Below are 25,150 nucleotides of genomic sequence, written 5' to 3'. Positions count from 1 at the left end.
TCTATGAAAATTACAGACTTGTTAAAATTGGATACAATCATAATAGATTTGCAAAGTGTTACAAAGCAAGCAGTCATTGATGAACTATCAGGAAAGTTGGCCGAGGCAGAAAGGTTAAACGATGTGGAGGGTTTCAAAGCTGCCATCTTAAAACGTGAAGAGCAAAGCACAACAGGGATTGGTGAGGGGATAGCCATACCGCACGCAAAAACAAATGCTGTAAGGGTACCAGCCATCTGTTTCGGCAAATCGGTCAGTGGTGTGGATTATGAATCGCTTGATGGGCAGCCAGCTCATTTGTTCTTTATGATTGCAGCAAGTGAAGGAGCGAATGCAGATCACTTGGAAACCCTTTCCCGGCTTTCTTCGTTACTGATGGATGATAAATTCAGAGCCCGCTTGATTTCTGCTTCTTCCGGTGAGGAAGTGTTGGAGATAATCAACCAAAAAGAAATGGAGGCTTATGAAGAAGAAAGGGAAGAGGAGCAATCAAGTAATGATGCCAGTGGTAACGATAAAGGAGGTAAAATCCTTGCCGTTACAGCATGTCCAACAGGAATTGCCCATACTTATATGGCTGCCGATGCGTTAAAGGCCAAAGCGAAGGAAATGGGAATCGATTTCAAAGTGGAAACAAATGGTTCCACAGGAATCAAAAATGGTTTAACCGCTGCAGAGATTGATGAGGCGGATGCAATTATCGTCGCAGCGGATAAGCAGGTGGAAATGGATCGTTTTAATGGAAAACATGTCATTATTGTGCCTGTTGCCCATGGAATCCGGAAGACCGAGGAGCTGTTAATCAGAGCCGTGAATCAGGATGCACCTGTTTACAAAGGAACTGGAAATGATAAAAGTGATGAAGGTGATTCAGCTAAAGGAGGATTGGGGATTTACAAGCACTTAATGAATGGCGTAAGTAATATGCTTCCATTTGTCGTCGGGGGCGGAATCCTGATTGCGCTTTCTTTCTTTTTCGGGATAGAGGCAGCCGATCCGGCAAATCCGGAGTATAATCCGATTGCCAAAGCATTAAGTGATATTGGCGGTGGAAATGGTGCTTTCTTCTTACTTATCCCTGTCCTGGCTGGATTCATTGCTTCAAGTATTGCCGACCGTCCAGGTTTTGCTCCTGGTATGGTAGGGGGATTATTGGCAGCACAGGCCAATGCCGGTTTTCTTGGCGGACTGATTGCCGGTTTCCTTGCAGGTTATGTCGTATTACTTTTAAGAAAATTGTTTTCCAAGTTACCGCAAACACTCGATGGCATTAAACCAGTTTTACTCTATCCTGTTTTCGGAATGTTAATTACAGGGTTTATCATGATATTTCTTATAAATGAACCAGTAACAGCAATTAACACGGGCCTGACCAATTGGCTTCAGGGCTTATCCGGAACGAACGCAATATTCCTAGGCCTGATTCTTGGGGGTATGATGGCTGTGGATATGGGCGGACCTTTAAATAAAGCAGCATTCACCTTTGGGATTGCAGCCATTGAGGCATCAAGTTTCGGACCGCATGCTGCAGTAATGGCTGGCGGAATGGTTCCTCCCCTGGGAATCGCATTTGCAACAACATTCTTTAAAAGTAAATTCAGTGAAATGGAAAGGAAGTCCGGATTCACTAATTACTTCATGGGTGCTTCATTCATCACAGAGGGTGCCATTCCTTTTGCGGCGGCGGATCCATTGCGCGTTATCGTCAGCAGTGTTGTTGGGGCAGCGACGGCAGGAGCCCTGTCAATGGCTTTTGGTGTAACTTTGCCAGCGCCTCATGGGGGAATATTTGTCATCCCTCTAGTCAACCATCCTTTCCGCTATTTGCTGGCTATTTTAATAGGAGCCCTTATTACCGCTTTAATATTGGGATTCTGGAAAAAGAAACGGATATAAAAAAACTGAAAGATAGCGGGTCCAAGTACATTGGATCCGCATTCAGTTTGTAGACAAAAAAGTTTCGGAATGGCATCATTCCGGAACCTTTTTTAATTTTATTGGATGGAAGTAATTGTAAATAGAGGGTCTAAGATGACTATCATGCGTATTTTCAACTGCCGCATGAAACGAATAGGCAAGCTGTTTTGTTCTCTTGCACATAGTAGCTATTCTCAGGATCAGTTGAACTTTCTTTAATCTCCCTGTCTTCTTTCTTGATAAACTTATCTGGTGAAAAGGACTTCTTTACACTGTTTTTTACGATCTTGATTTATTTCTTCTTGAATGTGTCCTTGATGGCATGTGCTTCCTTAGGATAGATGTTTCACTATACCTAAAAAAATAAAACCCACTCTAATAATTATCGATGAATTTTTCACATTCTGGATGTGGTAAAGTCCTTTAACACGTTCTGTTCCATCTGATTTAAAACGGCAAGGATCCAATCCTTTGCTTTTTACATACGAAGAAAAAGCCATTCAAGCATCTTTGCAAGCGTATTGTCCGATGTCAATTTAGTGCCGATCGTGCTTTGGCTAATTGGGGTTTCACAATATTGAAGTGATAATTTATCTATAAGAAAAATCATTGTAGATAGCTGTTTATTACCGATTAACGAAACTTTTCAGTCATTAAGAACGTACCATTAATATTGGCGACCTAAAAACTGGGAGGTAGTAAGTATGGACTTGACCCCAAAACAACGAAACTTGTTGCTATCATTAACCACTGATTGGCAGACACCGATTCAAATTTCTGGCCGTCTTCCGAAAGAATGGGGAACTCTATCCTGTATAAATCAGACTCTTAAAGAGTTAGTCCGTGAAGGGTGGGTGCAAGCTAATCCAGTAATGTTCGGTCTATTCCGATTAACCACGGAAGGCATGAGCATAAAGGAGTTAGAATTGGGTGAGAACTAATGCTATATCGGCAACTTACACAAGAGGATAAATTCATTTTATTCGATTAGCTGTTATTTCAATCGTAAATTAACAATGAAAATTAACATAGCCTAAAACAAAAAAAACTGAAGACAAACTTGATTTTCGTCGAGTTTGTCTTCAGTCTGAAAGCGCATCCAATTACACCGGGTCCGCTTTTCTTATATCCAATCCAAAACTTCAATCCGGTTGCCGAAAGGGTGATACAAAAATGCGGTTCGCTTCAGGAAACCTTGCGTCACTTTAAAAGATATTATTAAATGTGGCTAGAAGCCTATAACCTATCTTATTCTCAACTACAAGAGCTGGATGGGATTTTTCGCGCAGTCCTCAACTGGTCGATCCGTATTCAAACCATTCTCACCTCCCTCATTCCTTATAGATCCAATATTAAAACAAAATAATTATTATAAGGTTTGCTAATCTTAATATCGACTGGTTTTTTAAAGCATGAATGTTATGTTTATGGGTAAAGAGTATTAAATTGACAAAGGGAGTGAACGTACATGCTGAAGAAAAATACCTTAAAAACGACGAAAAGGGATGATATGATTGATGTAACGATAGAAGTACAGGCCTTCATTAATGAAAATGGGGTTCAAGAGGGGATAGCTCTTATATATTGTCCACATACGACAGCAGGAATCACGATTAATGAAAATGCTGATCCCGATGTCAAAAAGGATATGCTAAGAAGATTTGATGAGCAATACCCATGGAACCATACATTGGATTTACATATGGAAGGAAACACGGCTGCCCATTTGAAATCAAGTACGGTTGGTTCTTCACAGCAGGTGATTATCCATAAAGGGAGCTTAATCCTTGGTACATGGCAGGGTGTATATTTTTGTGAATTCGATGGTCCCAGAGAAAGGCAATATTTTATAAAATTATGTGTCGACCGGTAAAATGGAAGGTATGGCAAGGATGAAGTGGGAGGAAGCGGATTGGACGATGTTTGGATTGAAGGAAGCAAAGTAATATTGAGGAATGTTAAACAAGCCGATGTAAAACGTTTATGGAGCCTGAAATATGGAGAAGCCGATCCAGAATGGAAAAAGTGGGATGCACCTTATTATCCTCTAGAACTCATTGATTTCCAAACGTATATCGAAAAAGAACTGAAGCATAAAACCTATGATGAAAAAATGGGGGCTTATTCCGAGTTATTAATGGAAAAAAACGATCAAATAATAGGCTCTGTTGTATATTACTGGGAACATGAACCTTCACGCTGGCTTGAAATCGGAATTACGATTTTTGAGCCCGAGTATTGGAACGGCGGTTACGGAACAGAAGCGTTAATGTTATACATAGGCTATTTATTCGAAAAAATGGAGATTGAGCGGGTTGGTCTGACGACGTGGTCAGGTAATGAACGTATGATCGCAGTTGGAGAAAAGGTGGGCATGCAAGTAGAGGGAAGGATGAGAAAATGCCGTTATCATGATGGTTATTATTACGATTCAATCAGAATGGGAATGCTACGTGAAGAATGGAAATCATTAAAATTTCGAAGTTAATAGACCCGTGAAAATTTTTCCTTCATTTCCTTGGAAAAAATTTAGCACTGTTTTCTCCCATATGGTCTGTTATCCTAGGAAGATGCTTAACGAGGAGGTTACAGGATGAAATTATCAGTTATAATAACTGTGATAATGACTCTAAGTGTCATCATACTTGGGATAGCTTTTCCTAAGGGAACGACCAGTAAAGCTTCGGATGGAGCAACCAAACATGTCATTAAACAAGGTGAATCGATATGGGATATTGCGAAGCAGCACGGTGTTCCAATCGGTAAGTTGAAAGAAGTCAATAATAATGTAAATAATGTTGCCGAGCCCGGTAAAACATTGATTATTCCACATGTAATGAATGAAAAAGATAAAGAATTATTAGCAAGGCTTGTGCATGCAGAAGCTAAAGGGGAGCCATACAGAGGTAAGGTCGAGGTGGCAGGAGTTGTTTTGAATCGCCTTGATAGCGATGAATTTCCTGATACGGTACGGGAAGTCATCTATCAAAAAAACCAATTCTCGCCTGTTGGTGATGGCAGTATAAATAAACCAGCAGGAGATGACGCCAAGAAAGCTGTCAATGAAGCATTGGCGATTCATGGCTATACAAATGATGCATTGTATTTTTGGAATCCTAGCATTTCGGACAGCGAATGGATGAAACAATTAGATGTAATCAAAATAATCGGCGGTCACCATTTTGCCATATAAACTGCATCTCAAGAACCGGCTTTCCAAATGGGAGGCCGGTTTTTAATTTAGAATCCTTCCGTTAAACGATGTCAGCCCACATCTCGCGGGGATTCAGCTCATAAATGCTGTTTTCACGGTACATGATGCTTCCGATAATGAGTTCACGCCTTATCGTTGCATAATCATCATGGAATGACTGTATGAATTCATTCAGTTCTTTTTCTGGATACTTACGTCCCTTTTCCAGAAGGCTGCCAATATGATGAAGGATGATCATTTTCTTTTTCCTTTGTGCTGGTATTGTTTTTAGTCGGCCATCTGGCGTATAGAAGTTTTCAAGGATCTTTTTGTGTTCTAAATTCAGCTTTTGATTATCCATATTATTAGAGTCCCCCTTATTTGAAACCATTTTAGGTAATGCTGACGAATAATGCTTCAGTACATCTTCATTCAAAAAATAATATACCGTATTTTTTTCCCTGCGATCCTTCACTAAATTAATGTCCTTCAATTTCGTTAAATGGTGTGATATGGTCGGGGCCGTCAATTTCAATATTCCCGCAAGTGCCTGTCCGTGTTTCGGGCCATTTGCAAGGATGGATATAATCCTAATCCTGGTTACATCACCAATCGTTTTGTGGAAAGCGACCAATTTTTCTAATTGCACTTTTATCCCCCTTTTCTAATTAGATTATCATCTAATTAGATGATAATCTAATTAGTGGGTATTAATCAAGTTAATATTCACTTTTCTATATTGCTTGGAAGAACTGGTGTATACTTTAGGTGAATACAAAAAAATTAAGCCGGAATTAAGGAGCTGTAACATGGCTAATACACATGTTTATACAAAAAAAGAAGAAGTGGTCAATGCGATAACCCACGGTATCGGCGTTTTGTTAAGTATTGCCGCCCTTGTGTTTTTAATCATATTCTCAGCCCAAACAGGATCGCCTTGGCATGTAGTCATTTCAGTAATTTATGGTGTTTCCATGCTTCTTTTATATGTTTCTTCCACTTTAGTGCATAGTTTTCCAGAGGGCAAAACGAAGGATATATTTGAAATCTTTGATCATTCAGCCATATATATATTCATTGCCGGGACATACACGCCCATCATGCTTCTTGTGATCCAAGGGTCACTCGGCTGGACACTGCTAGGTATAATTTGGGGAGTTGCAATCATAGGCGTCGTCTTCAAAGCTTTCTATGTGAAAAGATTCCTCTTCCTTTCGACGATTCTCTATATTGCGATGGGGTGGATGATCGTTATCGTTTGGGGACCACTTACAGCAACGATGCCTTCAGCTGGTATCCAGTTATTGATTGCAGGGGGATTGCTTTATACGTTTGGAGCCATCTTTTATGTTTGGCGCGGTTTTCCGTTTCATCATGCGGTTTGGCATGTATTCGTGCTTGGAGGGTCTGTCACACACTTTTTTGCGGTATTGTTTTATATCCTTCCACTATAATAACTTCGTTGATATGATGTATCTGAGAGATTCTTGAGGTTTTAAATCCCCCTATTAGGAAATAAATAACGTATACAAACTAAAGGAGGAAAAAACTAATGAGAAGATCAATCAAAATATTATCGGTCCCGTTTGCGGCTATGCTTGTTTTGGCTGGATGCGGCGAAGAAAACGATGAAGTGAAAAACCCGCCAGTTCAGGAAAATGAAAATCAAGCGGAAAATAACCCTGAAACAGGAACGGATAATAATGAAAAACTGCCTTTCACTTATAAGGATTTTCAATTAGAAGTGGATTATACAGGCAATGATAACGAATACGAAGCTGAATATGATACCATGGGAGCCCAAACAGAAGCTTCGATCGAGGACAAACTTAACAAACATGAAGTTCACGGTGATGAAGCAATGAAAGAATTGACCCCGATTTTAGAAAAATTGACATTCACCAAAGATTCATCAGATGAGGAAGTCATTCAAGAAGTGACAAAAGCTTTTAATTTGAAAGATGACTATCAAGAATTCGATCTAGAGGTCGTTTTCGAAGATGGTACGAAAAAAGAATATAAAGTGAATAATAAGTAACCAAATCCGTTACTATATTCTTCCTTTTGTAATAAAATGGTAGCATGTTCATTGTGTCCTCAATAGTTGTCAAATTACTGTTACTATAGTAAAATGATTACGGTTAGCAAAGGGGATAATATACATTTGCTATTCATATTCGGACTTATGGGGATAGGACCGCAATAAATACTTGTAAAAAAGATTCTTTTTAAGAGTCTTTTTTTTATGCAGAGTTCCGGAATTTGAATATAAATGAAAGAGAGGGTACCACTAGCGGTACCCTCTCTTTCATTTACCCATCATTGGGAAAGTGGTGCATTTTTTTTGGGCAGCATATTAGCCGACGCTAACCTTGAACGGATTGTAATGCCAAGCCAAGATGCAAGGAATGCCTTTAAAACGCCTACGATAATAAATGGAGCAAAACCGCTGGCAAATGCCACTGGCCAAGATAATGAACTCATATATTTTAACCAAACCGTACCGATGACCAAAGTAACTATCATCCCGATTGTATTTGCAAGGAAAGCCATCGCAACTGAGAAACGCGTTTTTTCCAATATCAAACCCGTTATATACACTGTCGGGATATAGGATAATAAATAACCGCCAGTAGGACCGAATATTTTAGCAAGCCCTCCTGACATTTCAGCGAATACAGGAACACCCGCTGCTCCAATGAACAAATATAATAAAACGGAAGAGGTTCCATAACGTGAACCGAGTATCGTAGCTGCCAATCCAACAGCTAGAGTCTGTCCTGTAATCGGTACTATGGGCAGTGGAATTGTAATTTGGGCAAGTATTCCTATAAGTGCTGCAAATAAAGCTGTAACCATCATCATTCTTAACTTCTCATGACGTTCCTTCATCGTGCTTCCCCCTAATGTAAACCTAGTTATGTAACGAGTTAACATATAAAGAATTTTAATATGTTAAGTAAACACTGTCAATGGTATTATGAATTTTATTTCAATAATGGTCTTTTAAAATAAATGAAACTTTTTGAATGCGTCATTCGTATGAATGGTAAGCAAAGTAATTGGAGGGGATTATAACCAGATATTATCATTGTTGGTAAAACGCTTATCCCAGGTCCTTAAAGTAGTAAGCGGCATGGAGAAATCGAAACTAAAGGATGAAAAAGATGGAGTTATTTGGGGTTCCGTTAGAAACAGTCTATTTATATGGATTAATTATATTCGGGGGGCTAACATTCTTATTTATTTTGTTTAATGATATATTTTCCGGCCTTGAATTACCGGATATATTTAATCCAACTCTCATTTTTAGCTTTTTCACCGTGTTTTTTGCGAGTGGGTTTTTGTTTGAATCGCTTTCAGGACTTAATGCTGGATTGAGTGCCGGCATTTCCCTGATCATTTCATTAATTATCGTCACTTTACTGAATGTATTTGTTTTGATTCCCATCTCATCAGCGGAAGAAAGTTTGACATTTCATGATAATGACCTGAGAGGGAGGGTCGGCAGGGTTCTGACATCAATCCCGGTTGACGGGTTTGGGGAAGTCCTGATTGAAAGCATCAGCGGAAGCATCGCGAAAACTGCGGCAAGTTATAAGAATGAAGGTATTGTTTCGGATTCAAAGGTCTTGATCATCGAAGTTAAAAATGGGGTTGTCTATGTTATGCCCCACCAGGATTAAAAAAGGGTAGGAGGTAAGTTATGTTTGATTTGATTTGGATTGTTGTCGCCATTGTAGCATTTTTACTTATCGCACTTATTGCTGTCTTTATTACGAAATACCGTACTGCTGGTCCTGATGAAGCATTGATCGTGACCGGAAGCTATTTAGGAAGCAAAAATGTTCACATCGACGAATCAGGAAATAAAATTAAAATCGTCCGCGGCGGTGGTGCATTCGTTCTCCCGGTGTTCCAGCAAGCGGAACCACTAAGCTTGTTATCAAGCAAGCTTGAGGTTTCAACGCCTGAAGTATATACGGAACAGGGAGTTCCTGTCATGGCAGATGGTGTATCGATAATCAAGATTGGCAGTTCAATCACCGATATCGCCACAGCGGCAGAGCAATTTCTTGGTAAATCAAAAGATGACCGTGAACAGGAAGCGCGGGAAGTCTTGGAGGGACATCTTCGTTCCATCCTTGGTTCGATGACAGTCGAGGAAATTTATAAAAACCGTGAAAAGTTTTCCCAGGAAGTACAGAGGGTAGCCTCGCAGGATCTAGCTAAAATGGGACTCATCATCGTATCGTTCACGATTAAAGATGTTCGGGATAAAAATGGATATCTTGAATCGCTCGGAAAGCCAAGGATTGCCCAGGTGAAGAGGGATGCCGATATAGCTACAGCCGAGGCAGAGAAAGAAACGCGAATCAAGCGAGCCGAAGCTTCGAAGGAAGCCCAGCGTGCCGAACTTGAAAGGGCAACCGAAATAGCAGAAGCCGAAAAAATCAACAAGCTAAAGGTTGCGGAATTCCGGCGTGAGCAGGATATTGCCAAAGCACGGGCTGACCAAGCTTACGATCTTGAAACGGCCAGATCCAAACAGGATGTAACAGAACAGGAAATGCAAATCAGGATCATTGAACGTCAGAAGCAAATTGAGCTGGAGGAAAAAGAAATCCTTCGCCGTGAAAAGCAATATGATTCAGAAGTGAAGAAAAAGGCCGATGCCGACCGTTATGCGGTAGAGCAGGCAGCCTCAGCCAACAAGATGAAACAGATTACAGAAGCGGATGCCGATAAGTATAAAATTGAAGCCATGGCGAAAGCGGAAGCGGAACGTGTTCGTATGGACGGTCTTGCTAAAGCGGACGCACAAAGGGCACAAGGTACGTCTGAAGCGGAAATCATCAGGTTAAAAGGGGTAGCAGAGGCAGAAGCCAAGCAGAAAATCGCTGAAGCTTTTGAACAGTTCGGGCAAGCGGCCGTAATGGACATGATTTTGAAAATGCTGCCGGAGTATGCAAAACAAGTGGCAAGCCCGCTTAGTAATATCGACAAGATCACTGTAGTGGATACAGGTGGAAGCGGTAAAAATGGCGGGGCTAATAAAGTGACTGGATATGCAACGGATTTAATGGCATCCTTGCAGGAGTCATTAAAGGCATCTTCGGGAATTGATGTCAAAGACCTGCTTGAGAATTTCTCAGGAAAACGAAATTTACCATTTACCACCATCAGCCAGGAGAATGTCGAAGCGAACATGAATATGGCAGCAGGCAAGGAAGAATAACGATTAAGAAAATACATGGTAAATCATACTGTTCAACACGAAATTAAAGCTGTTGTATTACCAATACAGATAGGTTATTGGACTTACTTATAGAGAATAAACAACCAAGGATGATTGGTTGTTTATTTTTTGCTTTTTAATTAAGCCTAAATTGGTTTTTAGTTTCGCTATTACTAAATGTTTGAAACCTATATTGGATGCACTTAAAACTTTATCTATTTGACCATCTGAACTTAATTGCATTGAGTTATAAATTTTAATAGAAAAAAGCTTTTTACTTATTTTTGCGAATTTACTTAAAATAAGGAACCTTTTTCAAAGCCACACAAACTGGAACGGCAACGATAATTCCTAATATATTTTGAACGAGATCTCCAGGTATCGAAGCTAAAGGTGCAATCCAATTACCGTATAGAATCCCTTCACCAATATAATAAACAGCTATCATAAATGGAATGGAAACGATTGTTGCTATTACATTGAAAGCAATGCTAGTACCGTTGCGACCCTTTGACCAAGCGATTTTACCAACTATATATCCTTGCAAACCACGCGCCACAATGGTGATAGGTGCCCACAATGTCCACCCTCCAACTATATCAAATAACCCCATTCCTATCGCACCAGCAAGAGCTGCTTTTTTAGGACCAAATATAATAGATGCAATAAAAAGCATAGCTGTTCCTAGATGAACTAACCCTCCATTTGCGGCAATTGGCAGTTTAATATTCAAAAAGAAAGTAGATAGGAACACAAGTGCAATCAACATTGCGGTAATAATTAAATCCATAGTTTTTTGACTTGACCTTGAATAACTTTGTGTATTTTGCATATCTGTAAACCTTCCTAACTAGAATTTTCCTATGATTTTAGCAAAAGACTGGTGTCTATAAAAGTGTCAATATATTAAAAAACTATGAGGTCAGTTGATAAAAAATACAGATATTATACGTATTGAAAAGAGAGAGGAGATGACTGTTTTTAGCTGATTTATGATAAGATAAATAAAGTTTAAAGTGGATAGGCCATATGGAGGTTATTATGAAAAAAGTTGCTGTACTACAGGATTTATCATCTTTTGGAAAATGTTCATTAACAGCTGCAATTCCGGTTCTTTCGGTCATGGGCGTGCAGGCATGCCCTTTACCAACGGCCATATTGACTGCGCAAACCGGATATCCAAGTTTTTTTTGTGAAGATTTTACATCCAAAATGAAATACTTCATAGAAGAATGGAGCAAGCTTAATGTAACCTTTGATGGAATCTATACCGGCTTCGTTACTGGTGAAGAGCAAATTAATAACATTTTCCATTTTTTAGATAAATTTTATACGAAAGAAACCATTTTACTTGTTGATCCAGTAATGGGGGATATAGGAGAAGTCTATAAACTTTTTACCGATGAATTACTGGTACTTATGAGAGAACTGGTGAAGCGTGCAGATGTCATTACACCAAATGTTACAGAGTGCTGTTTATTAACCGGATTGTCTTATGAAAAGCTGCATAGCTATTCAAACGAAGAGGACTATATTAAAGCGATAGAAGAAGCCGGGAATATGTTGCAGCAAGAAACGGGAGCTCAGGTTATCATCACTGGAATGAATCCACCGTCAGCAGATTCAGAGAAGCAGTTTATCGGAAATATGTATTTGGACGGAAGTAGAACCTTTTATAGTGCGACGGAGTATAACGGTGAAAGCTATTCAGGTACTGGTGATTTATTTGCATCTGTGATTATGGGAAGCATGATGCGTGGAGAGAACCTAGAAAAATCCGTACAGCTCGCAGTGGCATTCCTGACAGAGGCTATCAATGATTCCTCCTTGGAGCAAATTCCTAAAGTAGAAGGAGTTAACTTCGAAAAATATTTACGAATGTTATTATGAATGCTTTAAAAAATGGAAAAAATAGAGTAACAAAAGCTCGGCTTTTTGACTAACCGAGCTTTTTGTATAAATCAAATAGTACTTATATTTTGCCGAATATTGTAAAAAATCTCACTTAAATAATAAGGAAACTTTCTATTTACAGTTTTCTTATTTAAGTGATTTTTTCCAATAAGTGTATGGTCCATTACTTTTCAGAATTGCATTATTCGGTACCTGTTTAATTATAAGTAGGAGATTAAGTATATCAACTGATGATGCCATTGAGTTTAGAATTATCAAAAATTTCAGTGGCGGTGTTAATAGTCCAAATACACCTAATATTAATGGGAAAATTATTGAAATAATCATGAAGGGAGCAATTGTAATGAAGATATACCTTGATTTTAAAATCTCTTCTTCCGTTATCACAAAACCCCCGAAAAGAGTAAGTCCTACATATGTTTTTTCTGATTTAATAAAATTAGGAATGAAAATCAAATGAAGTAATTCGTGAAGTATTAAAAGGAAGACTAGCAAAAAAATAATACCTAGGTTAATTGTTATTGATATTGAACTTGATGTCAGTCCAAAGTCGCTTAAATAAATATTGGAAAAGATATTTATTATCCCAATAGAGATAATGGCAGCGACAATCATTAAAGGGATAGATAACAAAATAGCACTTATTAAATTCTTAGGTTCTTTCATCGGAACCCATCCATTTTTAATTAGGTCCAAATGTAAACGTTGGTTACTTTTTGGTAATTTGTTTACTATTTTCATTAAAATCCACCACTCATACCTTAATTCAAGAAAATTGCGTACCTACCTTACCCTAATAGTTTAATTAACAGCCTCCACATTCACTTCTACATTTTTTTTAGTTCGCGTTATGTAAATTTTCATCTTATAAATTCAACATACTCACCTAACACTACACTTTGAACTTTCCATCCTGCCTCATTGAATATACCCTCCATTTGCCCACCAGGTGCTTTTTAAATAGTTATAGAAAGCATCATACTTGCTCATATTTCACCTCCGTAATATAGCTTCTTTATCAAGCTACCTCTGATTACTGTATAACTTGATTATACAAAAATAGAAATGGGTAAACACCTTTTTACATTTCTTTTAAATAAAAATGATATGATAACAATGTATTACCACTATAGGAGGATTCCATGAAAAAAGTTATCAACGTAGTGGCTGCCATTATTGAAAACGAGGAACATGAAATACTTTGTGCTTTACGCTCTCGTATAAAATCCAACATATAAAAAAACACCTACGTGTTTAATCATTTAGGTTAAATTAAACTTACCACCCACTAACCTTTACTTTCAAAAGGCGAAGTGAATTTACATCTTTGTATTAACCAGAATGCTATATCCTCTTTCTTTTGTGACTATGGGCGCGTTTGTTAAAGAAAACATTGAGTTGTTTGGATTCTCTTTTTTCTTTTGACTAAAGGGGTTGGGCGATCAATGGGTACACCATTTATAACGACTGAATACTAAGACCTAATATTCCCCCATGCTTATGATAAATTTTATGGCTTCATAAAATAAATACTCTAAGGTACTACACAATAATATCTACTACCTATTGTTTATTTTCACTCTAATTCTAGAAAAATCTTTTAGGGATTTATAATAAGAAAAATAACAAAAGAATAAATAGTGAGTATGTGGTTCGAAAATTGAAACTATAATAGGATGAAACCTTGTCTTAACGCCTTTCGGGAAAAGATACATTTTAGGTTTTATTTCTCCCAGAAACATTTGGGTTTAATGAATACTCCTTATACCATATATAGATTCTTTTATTTCTCCCGCGATATAACCCTGTTACAACGAGGGACATCTTCGTTCCATACTTGGTTCGATGACAGTCGAGGAAATTTATAAAAACCGTGAAAAGTTTTCCCAGGAAGTACAGAGGGTAGCCTCGCAGGATCTAGCTAAAATGGGACTCATTTTTTCAAGCGAAAGACACGCAATATTCAAAACTATTGGTGATGTAATTTATGATTAGGATTCATTAATTACTGATTTAACTATACTCAGAATTATTGTTTAGTGAATAAATTTCTCGATTTTTTCACTTAGTAACCAAATCAACGGGACATGAGCTAACTGCTATAATTAATAGTGAGGATTCTAATAAGACTTCCTTTCTAAGAGAGCGGGTGTCAGACACCGATTGATAGTTGGAATTTAAAGACTAATGACTCATTTACAAACTATTCAGTTAAATGCATAATTAGGAATATTATGGAGAAGGAGGGATTATATGTATAGAAAATCACTAACAGTACTATTAGCTGCGGGTATGGTTCTATCAACTGGTACAGTATATGCACAAACAAACGGGGCAACAAATGCCCAGTCTGACACAGCTTTTGATAACAAAGTTATCAAAAAAATTAGTGCGGAAAATATGTATAATACGATTGCCTATCTATCAGAACAACCGAGGGCTGCTGGTACAGAAGGGGAGCTCCGTGCAGTCAAATACATAGAAAGTCAGTTTAAGAGTCTTGGTTTTGAAACAAAGGTTCAGCCTTTTCCCATCTATGATACGGTGCAAAATGTAAAAGTGAAAATTGGTGAAAGTGATTTAGGAGGAACACCGCGTGCCATTAGCGGCAGTATCAGCGGGAAGGTAACGGCCGAACTTGTTAATGTTGGAAAAGCAAAACCAGAGGAAGTTGGAGAAAATGTATCTGGGAAAATTGCACTAGTTGAACGTGGGGACATTACCTTTGTTGAAAAGGTTCAGAATGTCCTAAATAAAGGAGCGGTTGGCGTTTTAATGTACAACAACTCACCATCAGGAAATAATTTCGGACAAGTATCAGCGGGGCAAAATATACCTGCTGTAGCCATTACCCAAGCCCTAGGGTTAGAGTTGGTCGAACAGCTTAAAACTAAACAAATCACGTCCACTCTGGAAGTGGGAAAAGCTGAAAGAATCGAAAAGACATCCTACAATGTCATCGCTTCCCTAAAACCAAAAGCCAATAAGGATAATGGTCAAATCGTGACTGTTGGAGCCCATCATGATTCTGTCCCGGGCGGCCCTGGTGCAAACGATGATGCTTCGGGTGTATCAGCTGTGCTGGAACTGGCAAGGATCCTGGCCAAAACGCCAATTGACACTGAAATTCGCTTCCTCACGTTCGGATCTGAGGAAAGAGGGCTCGTTGGATCATCCTTCTATGCAGATTCCCTTCCCAAAGAGGATGTAGACCGCATGGTGGCTCACTTCCAAATGGATATGATAGGCGGACGTGATGCTGGCGAGGATAATCCTGCAGGTGGTTTGATTATGTATACCATTGATGGAATGAAAAACCTTGTGACGGACCTTGGTTCCTCAGCAGGGGCCAGAACGATGGATGTTGCGATTCCTTATGGACAGCTGGGCAGGAGTGACCACCAACCATTCCATGAGCTTGGCATTCCATCCGCCTTGTTTATCCATTCCCCTGTAGAGCCTTGGTATCACCAGCCTACAGATACACTGGATAAGATATCGAAAGAAAAATTGCAGCAAGCAGCTGAAATTGTCGGTGCCAGTGTGTATCAAATTGCCCGTCCGGAAACTCCGGCATTAACAAATGCACGTGTAGCTCCTGGCACGGTAGACTATGATTTTGATGACCGTCCGGTAGATTAAATACTTCATTGTACAGAATTACGAGATTAATAATGGATCTTGGCGAAAATCAGGAGGGTAGCTGTGTAGTTTACAGATGCTCTCTTCTTTTTATCGGCCAGCGCCTCGTGCTTAATTTTTCACTATTTCTAAGCTCTAAGTCTAGTGAAAATCCTATATGAAATATGTAATAAAACATACATGCTTATCCAACTCCAATACCATAAAATCTAAGTTTAGTAGTACTATAGAAAAATTAGAAGTAGAACAAACGAGCAATCTTTTAGTTGCTAGATATTAAAGTATGCCAAAGGCACATTTAGTGCCATTAACAGTTGATAATGTTAGATACAGGAAAGATCGAAAGTAGCTTTTTATCTAACTTGAATAAATAAAAATTAAATAACCTTACAGAGCCTTGTTATATGATTTTGTGGCAAGTCTCTGGCTTTTTCTGTTCAATCAACTTTATTTTACAATAGTGTGGTAACACAAAAGCTTTCAAGAACCAAACTTCATTTTAGAGTTTAATTGCCAAGAAGCTTTGGACAATAAAATGGATAAAAGAGAGAGGAAATTATGAACACATTTTGGACAAACCGGTAAATATCTTATACATAAGGTATATAAAATTTCTTTTTGTGTACATAAATTATGGACATAAATTGGTTAACTAAAAGAGACAAAAATGGATATCTTGAATCGCTCGGAAAGCCAAGGATTGCCCAAGTGAAAAGGGATGCCGATATAGCTACCGCCGAGGCAGAGAAAGAGACGCGAATCAAGCGAGCCGAAGCTTCGAAGGAAGCCCAGCGTGCCGAACTTGAAAGGGCAACCGAAATAGCAGAAGCCGAAAAAATCAACAAGCTAAAGGTTGCGGAATTCCGGCGTGAGCAGGATATTGCCAAAGCACGGGCTGACCAAGCTTACGATCTTGAAACGGCCAGATCCAAACAGGAAGTAACAGAACAGGAAATGCAAATCAGGATCATTGAACGTCAGAAGCAAATTGAGCTGGAGGAAAAAGAAATCCTACGCCGTGAAAAGCAATATGATTCAGAAGTGAAGAAAAAGGCCGATGCCGACCGTTATGCGGTAGAGCAGGCAGCCTCTGCCAACAAGATGAAACAGATTACTGAAGCGGATGCCGATAAGTATTAAATTGAAGCCAAGCAGAAAATCGCTGAAGCTTTTGAACAGTTCGGGCAAGCGGCCGTAATGGACATGATTTTGAAAATGCTGCCGGAGTATGCAAAACAAGTGGCAAGCCCGCTTAGTAATATCGACAAGATCATCCATAAATTTCATCAGCCTATTATTATGTTTAGATTATTTCCTATATTTGTTTGTATTAAATTTTTTTAAAGGAATTTTTAAGATTTCGAAAGTGACCTCTGAATCTAATTGCAAGTTTATTGTTTTTTTAAAGGACTTTGAATGTTGTACACTTGAGGTAAATAAAAAGCAAATTTGATCTTCGTATAAAATTTATGACATTCATATTTCCATATTTAATTCAGCTTAAATAGAATGATCAAGAAACTGATTTAAGATTATACTGAAATAGTAGATAATGAGGGCATAAATCAATGAAGTTTAAAAAAGGTTTGAAAGAAAATGATGATACACTAATAAGCAAACTGTTTGAACAAAATGAGGGTTGGGTTAATGTATGGACCGGTTTAAATGAGTATCCTGAATTAGATATAAAATTGAGGGGAGCATTAAAATTTTAACTCCATTCGATGATTTAAGAGAGCCTTTTGGCTCTTTTTATTTTGAAAAAGTTTTAACTTTGTAAATTTGTGTTTTGCTGTCCTACCCTCGCCCTACAGGGATTATTTCTATTAGGATCATGGTCCTTTGCTTACTTTAAGCTATATTTATATTATGTAAACTGGAGAGGATAAAGTTTTCACTTATTATAAAACGGATTTACATAAAAATGGGGATGACTTTACATAATATAGAAGGATATGAATTCCTTTGTAATAGGGAGGTGATTAGATGTTCTTCAAAAAACGAAAGATTAGAAATAATAAAGACAAACAGGCCGTGACTGAGAATTCACAAGATATTGGCCAGCTGTTTGCTAAGGTTAAAAAATCCAGTGATTTTAAACAATTTCCACTTACGGATGAATCGGGACATTTAATCATTTCTTACTACAATACACTGGTCGATCAACAACAACTCCAACAGAAAATTTTAATGAATTTCCGAGAGACCCCTTTTGAACTAGACAGGCTAGAGAAAATTGATGACATAAAGAAAATCATCGCAATAGAAGATATTGTAATAACGGATAATCGGAACGAAGCTGAATCAAAGTTACTTAAAGGGTATGCGATACTTCAAATGAAGGAAAATGATCAAAGGGTTGCTTTAATTCTCTTATCTAATGATAAAGCTGGATTGCGTGAACAAAATAACGTTGAAAATGAGTTTAGTGTGGTGGGGCCACAAATTGGGTTTCTTGAGAATATTGATGTAAATATACATTTATTAAGACAACAAATAAATACAACTGATCTAATTACGAAGGAAGTAAACATTGGTTCTACTTCAAATACTCGAGTTATTATTGCTCATATTGATGGGATTACGAGTGAGCAGCATGTTAATACCATGACCCAACGGCTTCAAGATATTGATTTTGATGTCATTTTTGATACTTCTCAGCTGCATCAATTTATAGAAGATAATTCCCTTACACCGTTTCCTTTGCTTCTTCCAACTGAACGTGTGGATAGGACGGTTCAAGCTCTTATTAACGGACAAGTAGCTGTTTTAAGTAGTGGGTCGCCATATGTCATTACAGGTCCTTCTACGATCATTGATTATTTTAGTTCACCTGAAGATTACTTTCTCCCATGGATTCTTGGATCTTTTTTTCGTTTTATACGGGTATGCAGTGTCCTTTTCTCCATTTTTGGAACATCTATTTATATAGCCGTTATCACTTACCATTACGAGATGATTCCAAACGATTTATTTGGTTCACTTAGTATTTCTCGTTATAATGTTCCGTTTCCGCCGGTATTAGAGGTGATTTTTCTGGAATTCACGATTGAACTATTACGTGAAGCGGGAGTCCGGTTACCTACAAAGGTAGGACAAACATTGGGAATAGTGGGCGGTATTGTTATCGGCCAAGCGTCAGTTGAGGCGTCCCTTACAAGTAATGTCTTACTCATTATAGTCGCCTTATCTGCCTTAGCTTCCTTTACTACCCCAATTTATAAAATGTCGAACACTATACGTTTTTTGCGTTTTCCTTTAATTCTCTTCGCATCTATTTGGGGGGGATTAGGTATCGTTATCGGGATTGCCTTTTTACTCATTCACCTTACACGGTTAGAATCTTTAGGAACACCCTATACCGTTCCATTCTATCCTTTTAGGCCAGAGGATTTAACGGACAGCCTGATCCGTTCCTCTTATAGTAAAACATCCAAAAGGCCAAATTATTTACGTCCTAAATCAATTTTGAGATACCACCCACATAATCACAAAAAAAAGAAAAGTGATTTTGATGAATAATCAGGAAAGGATAATAAAGGTGAAGTAAATGAAATTATGTTTTCTGATAACTTTTAGCTTAACTTTCTTTTTATCAGGGTGTGGTATACATGAGAGGATCATTGATGAAGTTCAGATAATTGAAGCTCTAGGATATGATCGGGAAGAAGGCAAAGTTAAAGGAATTGCTCTTTATCCTACTTTCGCAGAAAAGGATAATATCAAATTGAAGATTTATAAAACGGTGTCTGATTCAAATGAAGACATACTCCCGAGAATGAATGCAAAATCAGCCTATCCTATTGAGACAGGAAAATTAGATTTTATATTGTTCGGCAAGGAATATGCCAGACAAGGGATCGAAGATGTTATCACTAATTTTGCCCGAAATCCAAGAACGGCGAGTCGAATGCAGTTGGGCATTGCTGAAAACACAGCCGAAGATATACTTCAATCCAGTAAACATGTGAATCTTTCATTCCATTTAAGTGAAAAAATCAATCAAAACATTAAAAGTGGTAATTTGCCAAAAATGAATCTGCACATGTTTTTGAAAAATTTTCATCAAGAAGGGAGGGATCAAATTTTACCTTACCTTATCCTAGAGGAAAATCAAATTAAAATTGACGGGTTAGCTTTATTAAAAAACGGGAAGTACATAAATCATATTAATTTAAGACAGTCCTTAATTCTAAAAACATTAATTGATGGGTCTCAAAATGGACAATATAAAACCAAAATCACGCAAAATAAAAAGGAAGGTTTTATTCTCTTGAAAAACCTGGATGCAAAAACTACATATACGGTTGAGAAAAGCGAAGGCATTCCGAGTATATTCATCGATTTAACCATCCATGCAGAGATTGAAAAAGCATCATCCTGGTTTGATTTGAAAAAAGAAAAAGATATTGTAAAATTGGAACGAAATTTAAATGAACACTTTAAGGAAGAGGTCCAACATTTAATTTCACTGGCACAAGGATACAATGTAGATCCCATTGGGTTGGGAGAAAAGGTTAGGGCCAACACAAGAAATTGGGACTATCAACGGTTTATGGACATATACCCAGAAGTAAAAACAACTGTACACACAAATATTGACATCCTAAATACAGGTATTGAAGAGTAAGTCTGCATGATAAGAGGAGGAGCCACGTGAAATCATTACTAGACGAACGACATTTAGTATCTTCCTTTTACGTTTTCTTTCTGATCTACACGAATATTATTGGCATAGGAATCATGAGTTTTCAACGAGATATAACGAAGGACGCAGGTTATGATGCATGGATATCCATCATTTTATCAAGTATAAGCATTCATGTACTAGTTTGGATGATCTATCGTATTCTTGGAATTGCTAAAAATGATGTCATACATGTTCACAAATTTTGCTTTGGAAAATGGATTGGCGGACTGTTCAACATTTTCTTGATTTTCTACTTTCTTATATTAGCGCTAATTGTTTTCCGTGTTTATATTGAAGTTGTTCAAGTTTGGCTGTTTCCCTTAATGAAGACCTGGCAAATAAGCCTCATTCTTCTAGTCCTCATTTATTACGTTGTATCCGGTGGATTCCGCGTGATTACTGGAATGTGTTTCTGGGGAACTATCATACCTTTTTTTATCCTGTTTCCCCTTAATTTTTTTTCGTTGGAATTTGCCAATTTTCACAATTTATTACCCGTCTTTAACCACTCTCTGAAGGAAATCGTATCATCCTCTAAAGCTATGTTGTTTCAGTATGTTGGCTTTGAGACCTTATTCATGTTCTACCCATTCATAAAAAATCCAAACAGATCACAAAAATGGGCCCATTTTGGACTTTTGTTCTCAAGCTTACTTTATCTAATAGTAGCACTCATCACATTTGTTTTCTTTAGTGAAGGACAATTAAACCATACAATATGGCCAACATTAGCTCAAATGAAAATTGCGAAATTCCCTCTAATAGAAAGAGTCGAATTTATCGTTGTTTCAATTTGGTTACTTCTCATATTGCCCAATATCAGTGTGAAAATATGGGCAGGTTGTCGTACTATTAAGAAAGTAATAAATGTGAAACAACGTATAAGTCTGTTCATTGTACTGATCCTATTCTTTATTATAGCTAATGTGCTCAAAGAGAGGAGTCAAATAGAGCGATTGAATGAAATGTATTCAAACATTGCTTTTTACTTTGTGTATCTATATATCCCTTTTCTCTTTTTGTACATTCATATTAAGCATAAAATAACTAAGTAGGATGGAAAGCTTCTAGAAACTTATAATACATTCTGGGCAGATAGTTTAGTTAGGATTCAACAGAAAAGGTCTGCAGTTTACATTTGGGAAGGTGAACCATTCCAAATCACAGAAGTTAGGTTTTAGTTTGCCTTATTCCGTCGGGATTTGTCGCACTGATGTTCTAACACAAATCAAGCTTACCAAACTTAAAATATCTGTTTTATCTTTTTTCTATATCTTTTAGGTATGATGGAGGTTTCATCTTGGATATTCGACAGTTAAAATACTTTGTCACAATAGCAGAAGAAGGTAAGATCACGACAGCTGCAAAGAAATTAAATATTGCTCAACCCCCTTTGAGCGGACAACTCAAACAAATGGAAGAAGAGCTAGGCGTCATTTTATTTGATTGAGATCCAAAAGTCTTAATTTAACCTTGGAGGGGGTAAGATTACTTCTTCGAGCAAAAGAACTTTTAAATAAACTTGTTGAATCAATGGTAGAAGTTCAAGAATTGAAGAAGGGGGAGGGAGATAAAATGTGGTGTGTTTTTATTGGTATAACACTTCTTCTTTTGGTAATTGCAGATGTCAATCAAATAATATTGAGGAAGTAGAACTTATTTATCGTTTAAAGTTATTCCCCCTTGGCAAAAATGTTTAAAAAAAGAGGTGATTTATTATAGCTACTATTAAAGTTAATGATAATGGTTCATTACGTATATCAGGGAATGTAGAGCTAGTCGATGGTGAAGGGAATAAAATTGAAACAAAAGAAGCCTTTTCCCTATGCAGATGTGGACTTTCCGATAATAAACCTTTTTGTGACGGATCCCACAAAAGTAATTTCGAAAGCGTAGTTAGGGCAGAATAAAGCTAGTGGGACAGAAGCTTTAGGGCACCCTTATGGGAAATCGAACCCCCAAAAAAGCCGCCCGATTCATTTTTCTTTTACGAAAGAGTATGTTGTTGAACTATCGGGTGCGTTAGTTGAGAACCGGGGTTGCCATTTGGTGGCCTTTTTGCTTAATGAACTAAAGGGGCAGTTTAGTTTAATAAAATATTACTGGAGAACTTTAAATACTCTTTATATAGGATATGTAGTTATAAAAAAGACAGACAAACGTCTGTCTTTTACTGTAATTCCTATATTAAAATTTGACTGTTTCAGGAGTAACACCCTTTGGATACTCTTCTTCCCATACTTTTTTCTCTGTATAAGCTTGGTACCACATTTCTGCAATCACGTCTGGATCGTCAAATGTGCCCACGCCAGGCTCCTTAATAAACAGACCTAATGATCGATGACCAACGAAAATGCCTTTAGGTGAAAGCTCAGTATGAAGGTTGGAAATGTAATTCCGTAAGCCCGCCATTGCAATACCGACATTTCCCATCATTGGAGCAGGATACATCGCAGACAATCCAGTTGTAAACAGCAGAACACCTTCCTTCTTAGTCAGCATATCCGGCAAAACTACATTTACGACATTAATAGCACTGGCAACATAGCCTTCAAATTGGTCTCTGGCATTCTCAACCGTCAATTCCAATACAGTGGTTAGAGGAAAGTTTCCTGCCACAGGGCTGAATTCCAGCACATCAATTTGCCCATATTTTTCTTTAATCGCATGAATCGCTTGTTCAATTTGTTCTTTATTATAAATATCTGCAACATAATAAGAAGCTTCAATATTTTCTTGTTTTAATATATCAACTAAATCTTGAAGGTTCTCAGCATTACGAGATACCAATGCAACTTGATACCCTTCTTTGCCAAAACATTTAGCTAGTGAGAGCCCTAAGCCTTTTCCAGCGCCAATAATAACAAATGTTTTCATCTTACGTCACTCCTCATTTAAAGAATAGTATTTATGTTTTTATAGTAAAACTAGTATATAATTTATACAATGGTTATTATATAACATAATGATAATTAAGCGACAATATGACTATTACTGACTATTATTTAGGAGGAAGAAATGGATTTACGAATACAAAAAACTAGAAAAGCAATAAGGGATGCATTTCTTGCCCTTATTAAAGAGAAAGGCTATGAAAAAATCACCATACAAAATATTGCAGACCAAGCTATGATAAATAGAAACACATTCTATTTACATTACATTGATAAGCCAGATTTAATGGAAAAGCTGTATGAAGAAACTTTTAAGAGGTTAGAAAAAAGCATATCGAGTGATCACCAAGACATCTATTCTATACAGAAGAATGATTTTATACTAATGATACAGACATTATTTCAGAGTATGGAGAAAGAGTTGGAATTTTTCCAAGTGATGCTAAAGGAACATGGACAAGCGAATTTGTCAGTAAAATTAAAGGAATTGATTAAAAGCCATATTGTTATTGGGACAAAGGATTTTAATTTTAATGATTCTGTTAAATTTGAAGTTGGGTTGGAATATATCATCTCAGGTATAGTAGGGGTTGTCTGTCTTTGGGTTCAAACACCTGAAAAGTTCACCATTACTGAAATATCAAGTGTATTAAGTGATGTGCACTATAATAATATAAAAGACTTGTTTCTGTCGGATGATTAAATGATAATATTTATATAATTTTCTAAAGTTGTTTATCGCCTTAATAACCATTTGATGAGTTATTCTTATTGTGCTAAAGGGGGCGTTTCGTCAAACGAAGGAACGCTATATTCTTATGCAGCTAACGGGTGTGTTAGCTGAAGATCGGAGCTGTCTTTAAGGCAGCTTTTTCTTTATGCAACTAACGGGGCAGTTTAGTTGAAGAAGGTGTGTTTGGGTAATATAGGAATAGAGGTGAATTTGATGGAGGATTTTTTATTTTATTTACTTGCATTCTTAGGTATTTTACTTATGTTTATTAGCGTCATTAATATGTGGATTATAGACACGAAAAATAAGAAGAGTGAACAAAAGAAAAGTAAATCAATCCATGTAAAGTTACTGATAGTTGGGTTAATTATTTTTATCTTATCCTGTATCTTATATGGACAACTTCTTTGATGGTTACATATGACATTTCTTATTCAGCTAACGGGGCAGGTTACGAATAAAGAAGGGAATATAAAACTTAAAGCGAATGAATTTATTTAACAAATTCGGTTTAGGAGTGAGAAATATGAACCCCATATTAAATCAAATCGGAACAATTTTTATTCCCGTAAGTAATATTGAAAAAGCTCGAAAATGGTATTGTGACTTATTGGGGTTAGCAGCAGATGGTGAGATATTATACGGTCACTTATATATTGTACCTATGAACGGAATAGGGATTGTTTTAGATAGCAAGATTTATTCAGAGGAAAATATTTTTAAAACTCCAGTTTTTCATTTTAACAGTAATAAAATAGAAGAAGCATATGAATATATTAAGGGAAGAAAAGTGGAATTAACAACAGAAATTATGCATAATCATTGGTTTAATTTCAAAGACCCTGATGGGAATCATTTAATGGTATGTAAGTGTTAAACTTTTGAACGGGACTAAAGATAATGATTGCTGCTGCGGTCATTTTTCTTG

Annotated in this window: 24 protein-coding genes and 3 pseudogenes; 21 read left to right on the top strand and 6 right to left on the bottom strand. The window is 37.3% G+C overall.

Translation table 11 applies throughout. From position 1 onward, the window contains the following. Positions 1-3: 3 nt before the first annotated feature. Entirely contained in the window at positions 4-1,896 is a 1,893-nt protein-coding gene (locus tag ACYP5M_RS05755) for a PTS fructose transporter subunit IIABC (protein WP_434167144.1), read from the top strand. Between the two features lie 413 nt (positions 1,897-2,309). Here the strand turns inward: ACYP5M_RS05755 and ACYP5M_RS05750 are convergent. Further along, positions 2,310-2,414, bottom strand: a pseudogene (locus ACYP5M_RS05750) (IS1595 family transposase); the annotation flags it as partial. A gap of 207 nt (positions 2,415-2,621) precedes the next feature. Between ACYP5M_RS05750 and ACYP5M_RS05745 the strand changes: the two are divergent. The 4 genes from ACYP5M_RS05745 (at position 2,622) to ACYP5M_RS05730 (ending at position 5,110) form a co-directional block, all read left to right on the top strand. Further along, the gene (locus ACYP5M_RS05745) at positions 2,622-2,858 is read left to right on the top strand and encodes a hypothetical protein (protein ID WP_101225203.1); all 237 of its coding nucleotides are present in this window, start codon (positions 2,622-2,624) and stop codon (positions 2,856-2,858) included. Positions 2,859-3,385: 527 nt separating this feature from the next. Continuing rightward, positions 3,386-3,790, top strand: a complete 405-nt coding sequence (locus tag ACYP5M_RS05740) for a secondary thiamine-phosphate synthase enzyme YjbQ (RefSeq protein WP_434167143.1) — start codon at positions 3,386-3,388, stop codon at positions 3,788-3,790. 39 nt (positions 3,791-3,829) lie between these two features. Beyond that, a complete protein-coding gene (locus ACYP5M_RS05735; protein WP_434167142.1) occupies positions 3,830-4,405 on the top strand; it encodes a GNAT family N-acetyltransferase in 576 nt (191 codons plus the stop codon). A gap of 105 nt (positions 4,406-4,510) precedes the next feature. After that, positions 4,511-5,110, top strand: a complete 600-nt coding sequence (locus ACYP5M_RS05730; protein ID WP_402937586.1) for a cell wall hydrolase — start codon at positions 4,511-4,513, stop codon at positions 5,108-5,110. 61 nt (positions 5,111-5,171) lie between these two features. Here the strand turns inward: ACYP5M_RS05730 and ACYP5M_RS05725 are convergent, their stop codons facing one another. Then, positions 5,172-5,759 carry a DUF2087 domain-containing protein gene (locus ACYP5M_RS05725; RefSeq protein WP_101225199.1) on the bottom strand — a complete coding sequence of 196 codons (588 nt, stop codon included), beginning with the start codon at positions 5,757-5,759 and terminating at the stop codon, positions 5,172-5,174. A gap of 160 nt (positions 5,760-5,919) precedes the next feature. Here ACYP5M_RS05725 and trhA point away from each other — a divergent pair, with 160 nt between their 5' ends. Then, entirely contained in the window at positions 5,920-6,564 is a 645-nt protein-coding gene (trhA, locus tag ACYP5M_RS05720) for a PAQR family membrane homeostasis protein TrhA (protein ID WP_101225198.1), read from the top strand. A gap of 98 nt (positions 6,565-6,662) precedes the next feature. Continuing rightward, complete coding sequence (locus ACYP5M_RS05715) at positions 6,663-7,148, top strand: YusW family protein (protein WP_101225197.1); 486 nt, start codon at positions 6,663-6,665, stop codon at positions 7,146-7,148. Between the two features lie 281 nt (positions 7,149-7,429). Here ACYP5M_RS05715 and ACYP5M_RS05710 read toward each other — a convergent pair whose 3' ends face one another. Beyond that, a complete protein-coding gene (locus tag ACYP5M_RS05710; RefSeq protein WP_230175713.1) occupies positions 7,430-8,002 on the bottom strand; it encodes a biotin transporter BioY in 573 nt (190 codons plus the stop codon). 275 nt (positions 8,003-8,277) lie between these two features. On the opposite strand from ACYP5M_RS05710, the gene ACYP5M_RS05705 reads away from it, so the two are divergent. Next, positions 8,278-8,796 carry a hypothetical protein gene (locus ACYP5M_RS05705; RefSeq protein WP_101225196.1) on the top strand — a complete coding sequence of 173 codons (519 nt, stop codon included), beginning with the start codon at positions 8,278-8,280 and terminating at the stop codon, positions 8,794-8,796. 20 nt (positions 8,797-8,816) lie between these two features. Next, positions 8,817-10,349 (top strand): flotillin family protein, encoded by a 1,533-nt coding sequence (locus ACYP5M_RS05700; protein WP_402937576.1) that lies wholly within the window; start codon positions 8,817-8,819, stop codon positions 10,347-10,349. A 292-nt stretch (positions 10,350-10,641) separates the two neighbouring features. Here ACYP5M_RS05700 and ACYP5M_RS05695 read toward each other — a convergent pair whose 3' ends face one another. After that, complete coding sequence (locus ACYP5M_RS05695; protein ID WP_063593445.1) at positions 10,642-11,181, bottom strand: ECF transporter S component; 540 nt, start codon at positions 11,179-11,181, stop codon at positions 10,642-10,644. Between the two features lie 209 nt (positions 11,182-11,390). On the opposite strand from ACYP5M_RS05695, the gene ACYP5M_RS05690 reads away from it, so the two are divergent. Further along, positions 11,391-12,239: a pyridoxamine kinase gene (locus ACYP5M_RS05690; RefSeq protein ID WP_459734769.1), complete on the top strand. Its 849-nt coding sequence runs from the start codon at positions 11,391-11,393 to the stop codon at positions 12,237-12,239. Positions 12,240-12,389: 150 nt separating this feature from the next. Here ACYP5M_RS05690 and ACYP5M_RS05685 read toward each other — a convergent pair whose 3' ends face one another. Further along, a complete protein-coding gene (locus tag ACYP5M_RS05685; protein ID WP_459734768.1) occupies positions 12,390-13,004 on the bottom strand; it encodes a DUF3267 domain-containing protein in 615 nt (204 codons plus the stop codon). A gap of 1,074 nt (positions 13,005-14,078) precedes the next feature. Between ACYP5M_RS05685 and ACYP5M_RS05680 the strand changes: the two are divergent. From ACYP5M_RS05680 to ACYP5M_RS05640, 9 genes and pseudogenes are all read left to right on the top strand, one after another. Continuing rightward, a pseudogene (locus ACYP5M_RS05680) lies at positions 14,079-14,210 on the top strand (SPFH domain-containing protein); the annotation flags it as partial. 306 nt (positions 14,211-14,516) lie between these two features. Continuing rightward, positions 14,517-15,905, top strand: coding sequence for a M28 family peptidase (locus ACYP5M_RS05675; RefSeq protein ID WP_434167139.1), 1,389 nt, complete (start codon positions 14,517-14,519; stop codon positions 15,903-15,905). 633 nt (positions 15,906-16,538) lie between these two features. After that, complete coding sequence (locus tag ACYP5M_RS05670) at positions 16,539-17,045, top strand: hypothetical protein (RefSeq protein ID WP_459734767.1); 507 nt, start codon at positions 16,539-16,541, stop codon at positions 17,043-17,045. A gap of 428 nt (positions 17,046-17,473) precedes the next feature. Then, entirely contained in the window at positions 17,474-17,620 is a 147-nt protein-coding gene (locus ACYP5M_RS05665; protein ID WP_434167138.1) for an SRPBCC family protein, read from the top strand. Positions 17,621-17,891: 271 nt separating this feature from the next. Beyond that, positions 17,892-19,427 carry a spore germination protein gene (locus ACYP5M_RS05660; RefSeq protein ID WP_434167137.1) on the top strand — a complete coding sequence of 512 codons (1,536 nt, stop codon included), beginning with the start codon at positions 17,892-17,894 and terminating at the stop codon, positions 19,425-19,427. A 28-nt stretch (positions 19,428-19,455) separates the two neighbouring features. After that, positions 19,456-20,535 carry a Ger(x)C family spore germination protein gene (locus ACYP5M_RS05655; protein ID WP_434167136.1) on the top strand — a complete coding sequence of 360 codons (1,080 nt, stop codon included), beginning with the start codon at positions 19,456-19,458 and terminating at the stop codon, positions 20,533-20,535. Positions 20,536-20,561: 26 nt separating this feature from the next. Continuing rightward, the gene (locus tag ACYP5M_RS05650; protein ID WP_434167135.1) at positions 20,562-21,650 is read left to right on the top strand and encodes a GerAB/ArcD/ProY family transporter; all 1,089 of its coding nucleotides are present in this window, start codon (positions 20,562-20,564) and stop codon (positions 21,648-21,650) included. A gap of 245 nt (positions 21,651-21,895) precedes the next feature. Beyond that, positions 21,896-22,155: pseudogene (locus ACYP5M_RS05645) on the top strand (LysR family transcriptional regulator); the annotation flags it as partial. A gap of 155 nt (positions 22,156-22,310) precedes the next feature. Then, positions 22,311-22,505: a CDGSH iron-sulfur domain-containing protein gene (locus ACYP5M_RS05640; RefSeq protein ID WP_289321175.1), complete on the top strand. Its 195-nt coding sequence runs from the start codon at positions 22,311-22,313 to the stop codon at positions 22,503-22,505. A gap of 277 nt (positions 22,506-22,782) precedes the next feature. Here the strand turns inward: ACYP5M_RS05640 and ACYP5M_RS05635 are convergent, their stop codons facing one another. Beyond that, complete coding sequence (locus tag ACYP5M_RS05635) at positions 22,783-23,472, bottom strand: SDR family NAD(P)-dependent oxidoreductase (RefSeq protein WP_434167134.1); 690 nt, start codon at positions 23,470-23,472, stop codon at positions 22,783-22,785. 141 nt (positions 23,473-23,613) lie between these two features. Here ACYP5M_RS05635 and ACYP5M_RS05630 point away from each other — a divergent pair, with 141 nt between their 5' ends. Both ACYP5M_RS05630 and ACYP5M_RS05625 read left to right on the top strand, forming a co-directional pair. Further along, positions 23,614-24,192, top strand: a complete 579-nt coding sequence (locus ACYP5M_RS05630) for a TetR/AcrR family transcriptional regulator (RefSeq protein ID WP_459734766.1) — start codon at positions 23,614-23,616, stop codon at positions 24,190-24,192. A 556-nt stretch (positions 24,193-24,748) separates the two neighbouring features. Beyond that, positions 24,749-25,099 carry a VOC family protein gene (locus tag ACYP5M_RS05625; protein WP_144530032.1) on the top strand — a complete coding sequence of 117 codons (351 nt, stop codon included), beginning with the start codon at positions 24,749-24,751 and terminating at the stop codon, positions 25,097-25,099. The last annotated feature ends 51 nt before the right edge of the window (positions 25,100-25,150 follow it).

Source organism: Peribacillus sp. N1, assembly GCF_054600815.1.
Note: the sequence above shows the minus strand (reverse complement) of the source record. Positions and strands in the feature narration are given on the sequence as shown.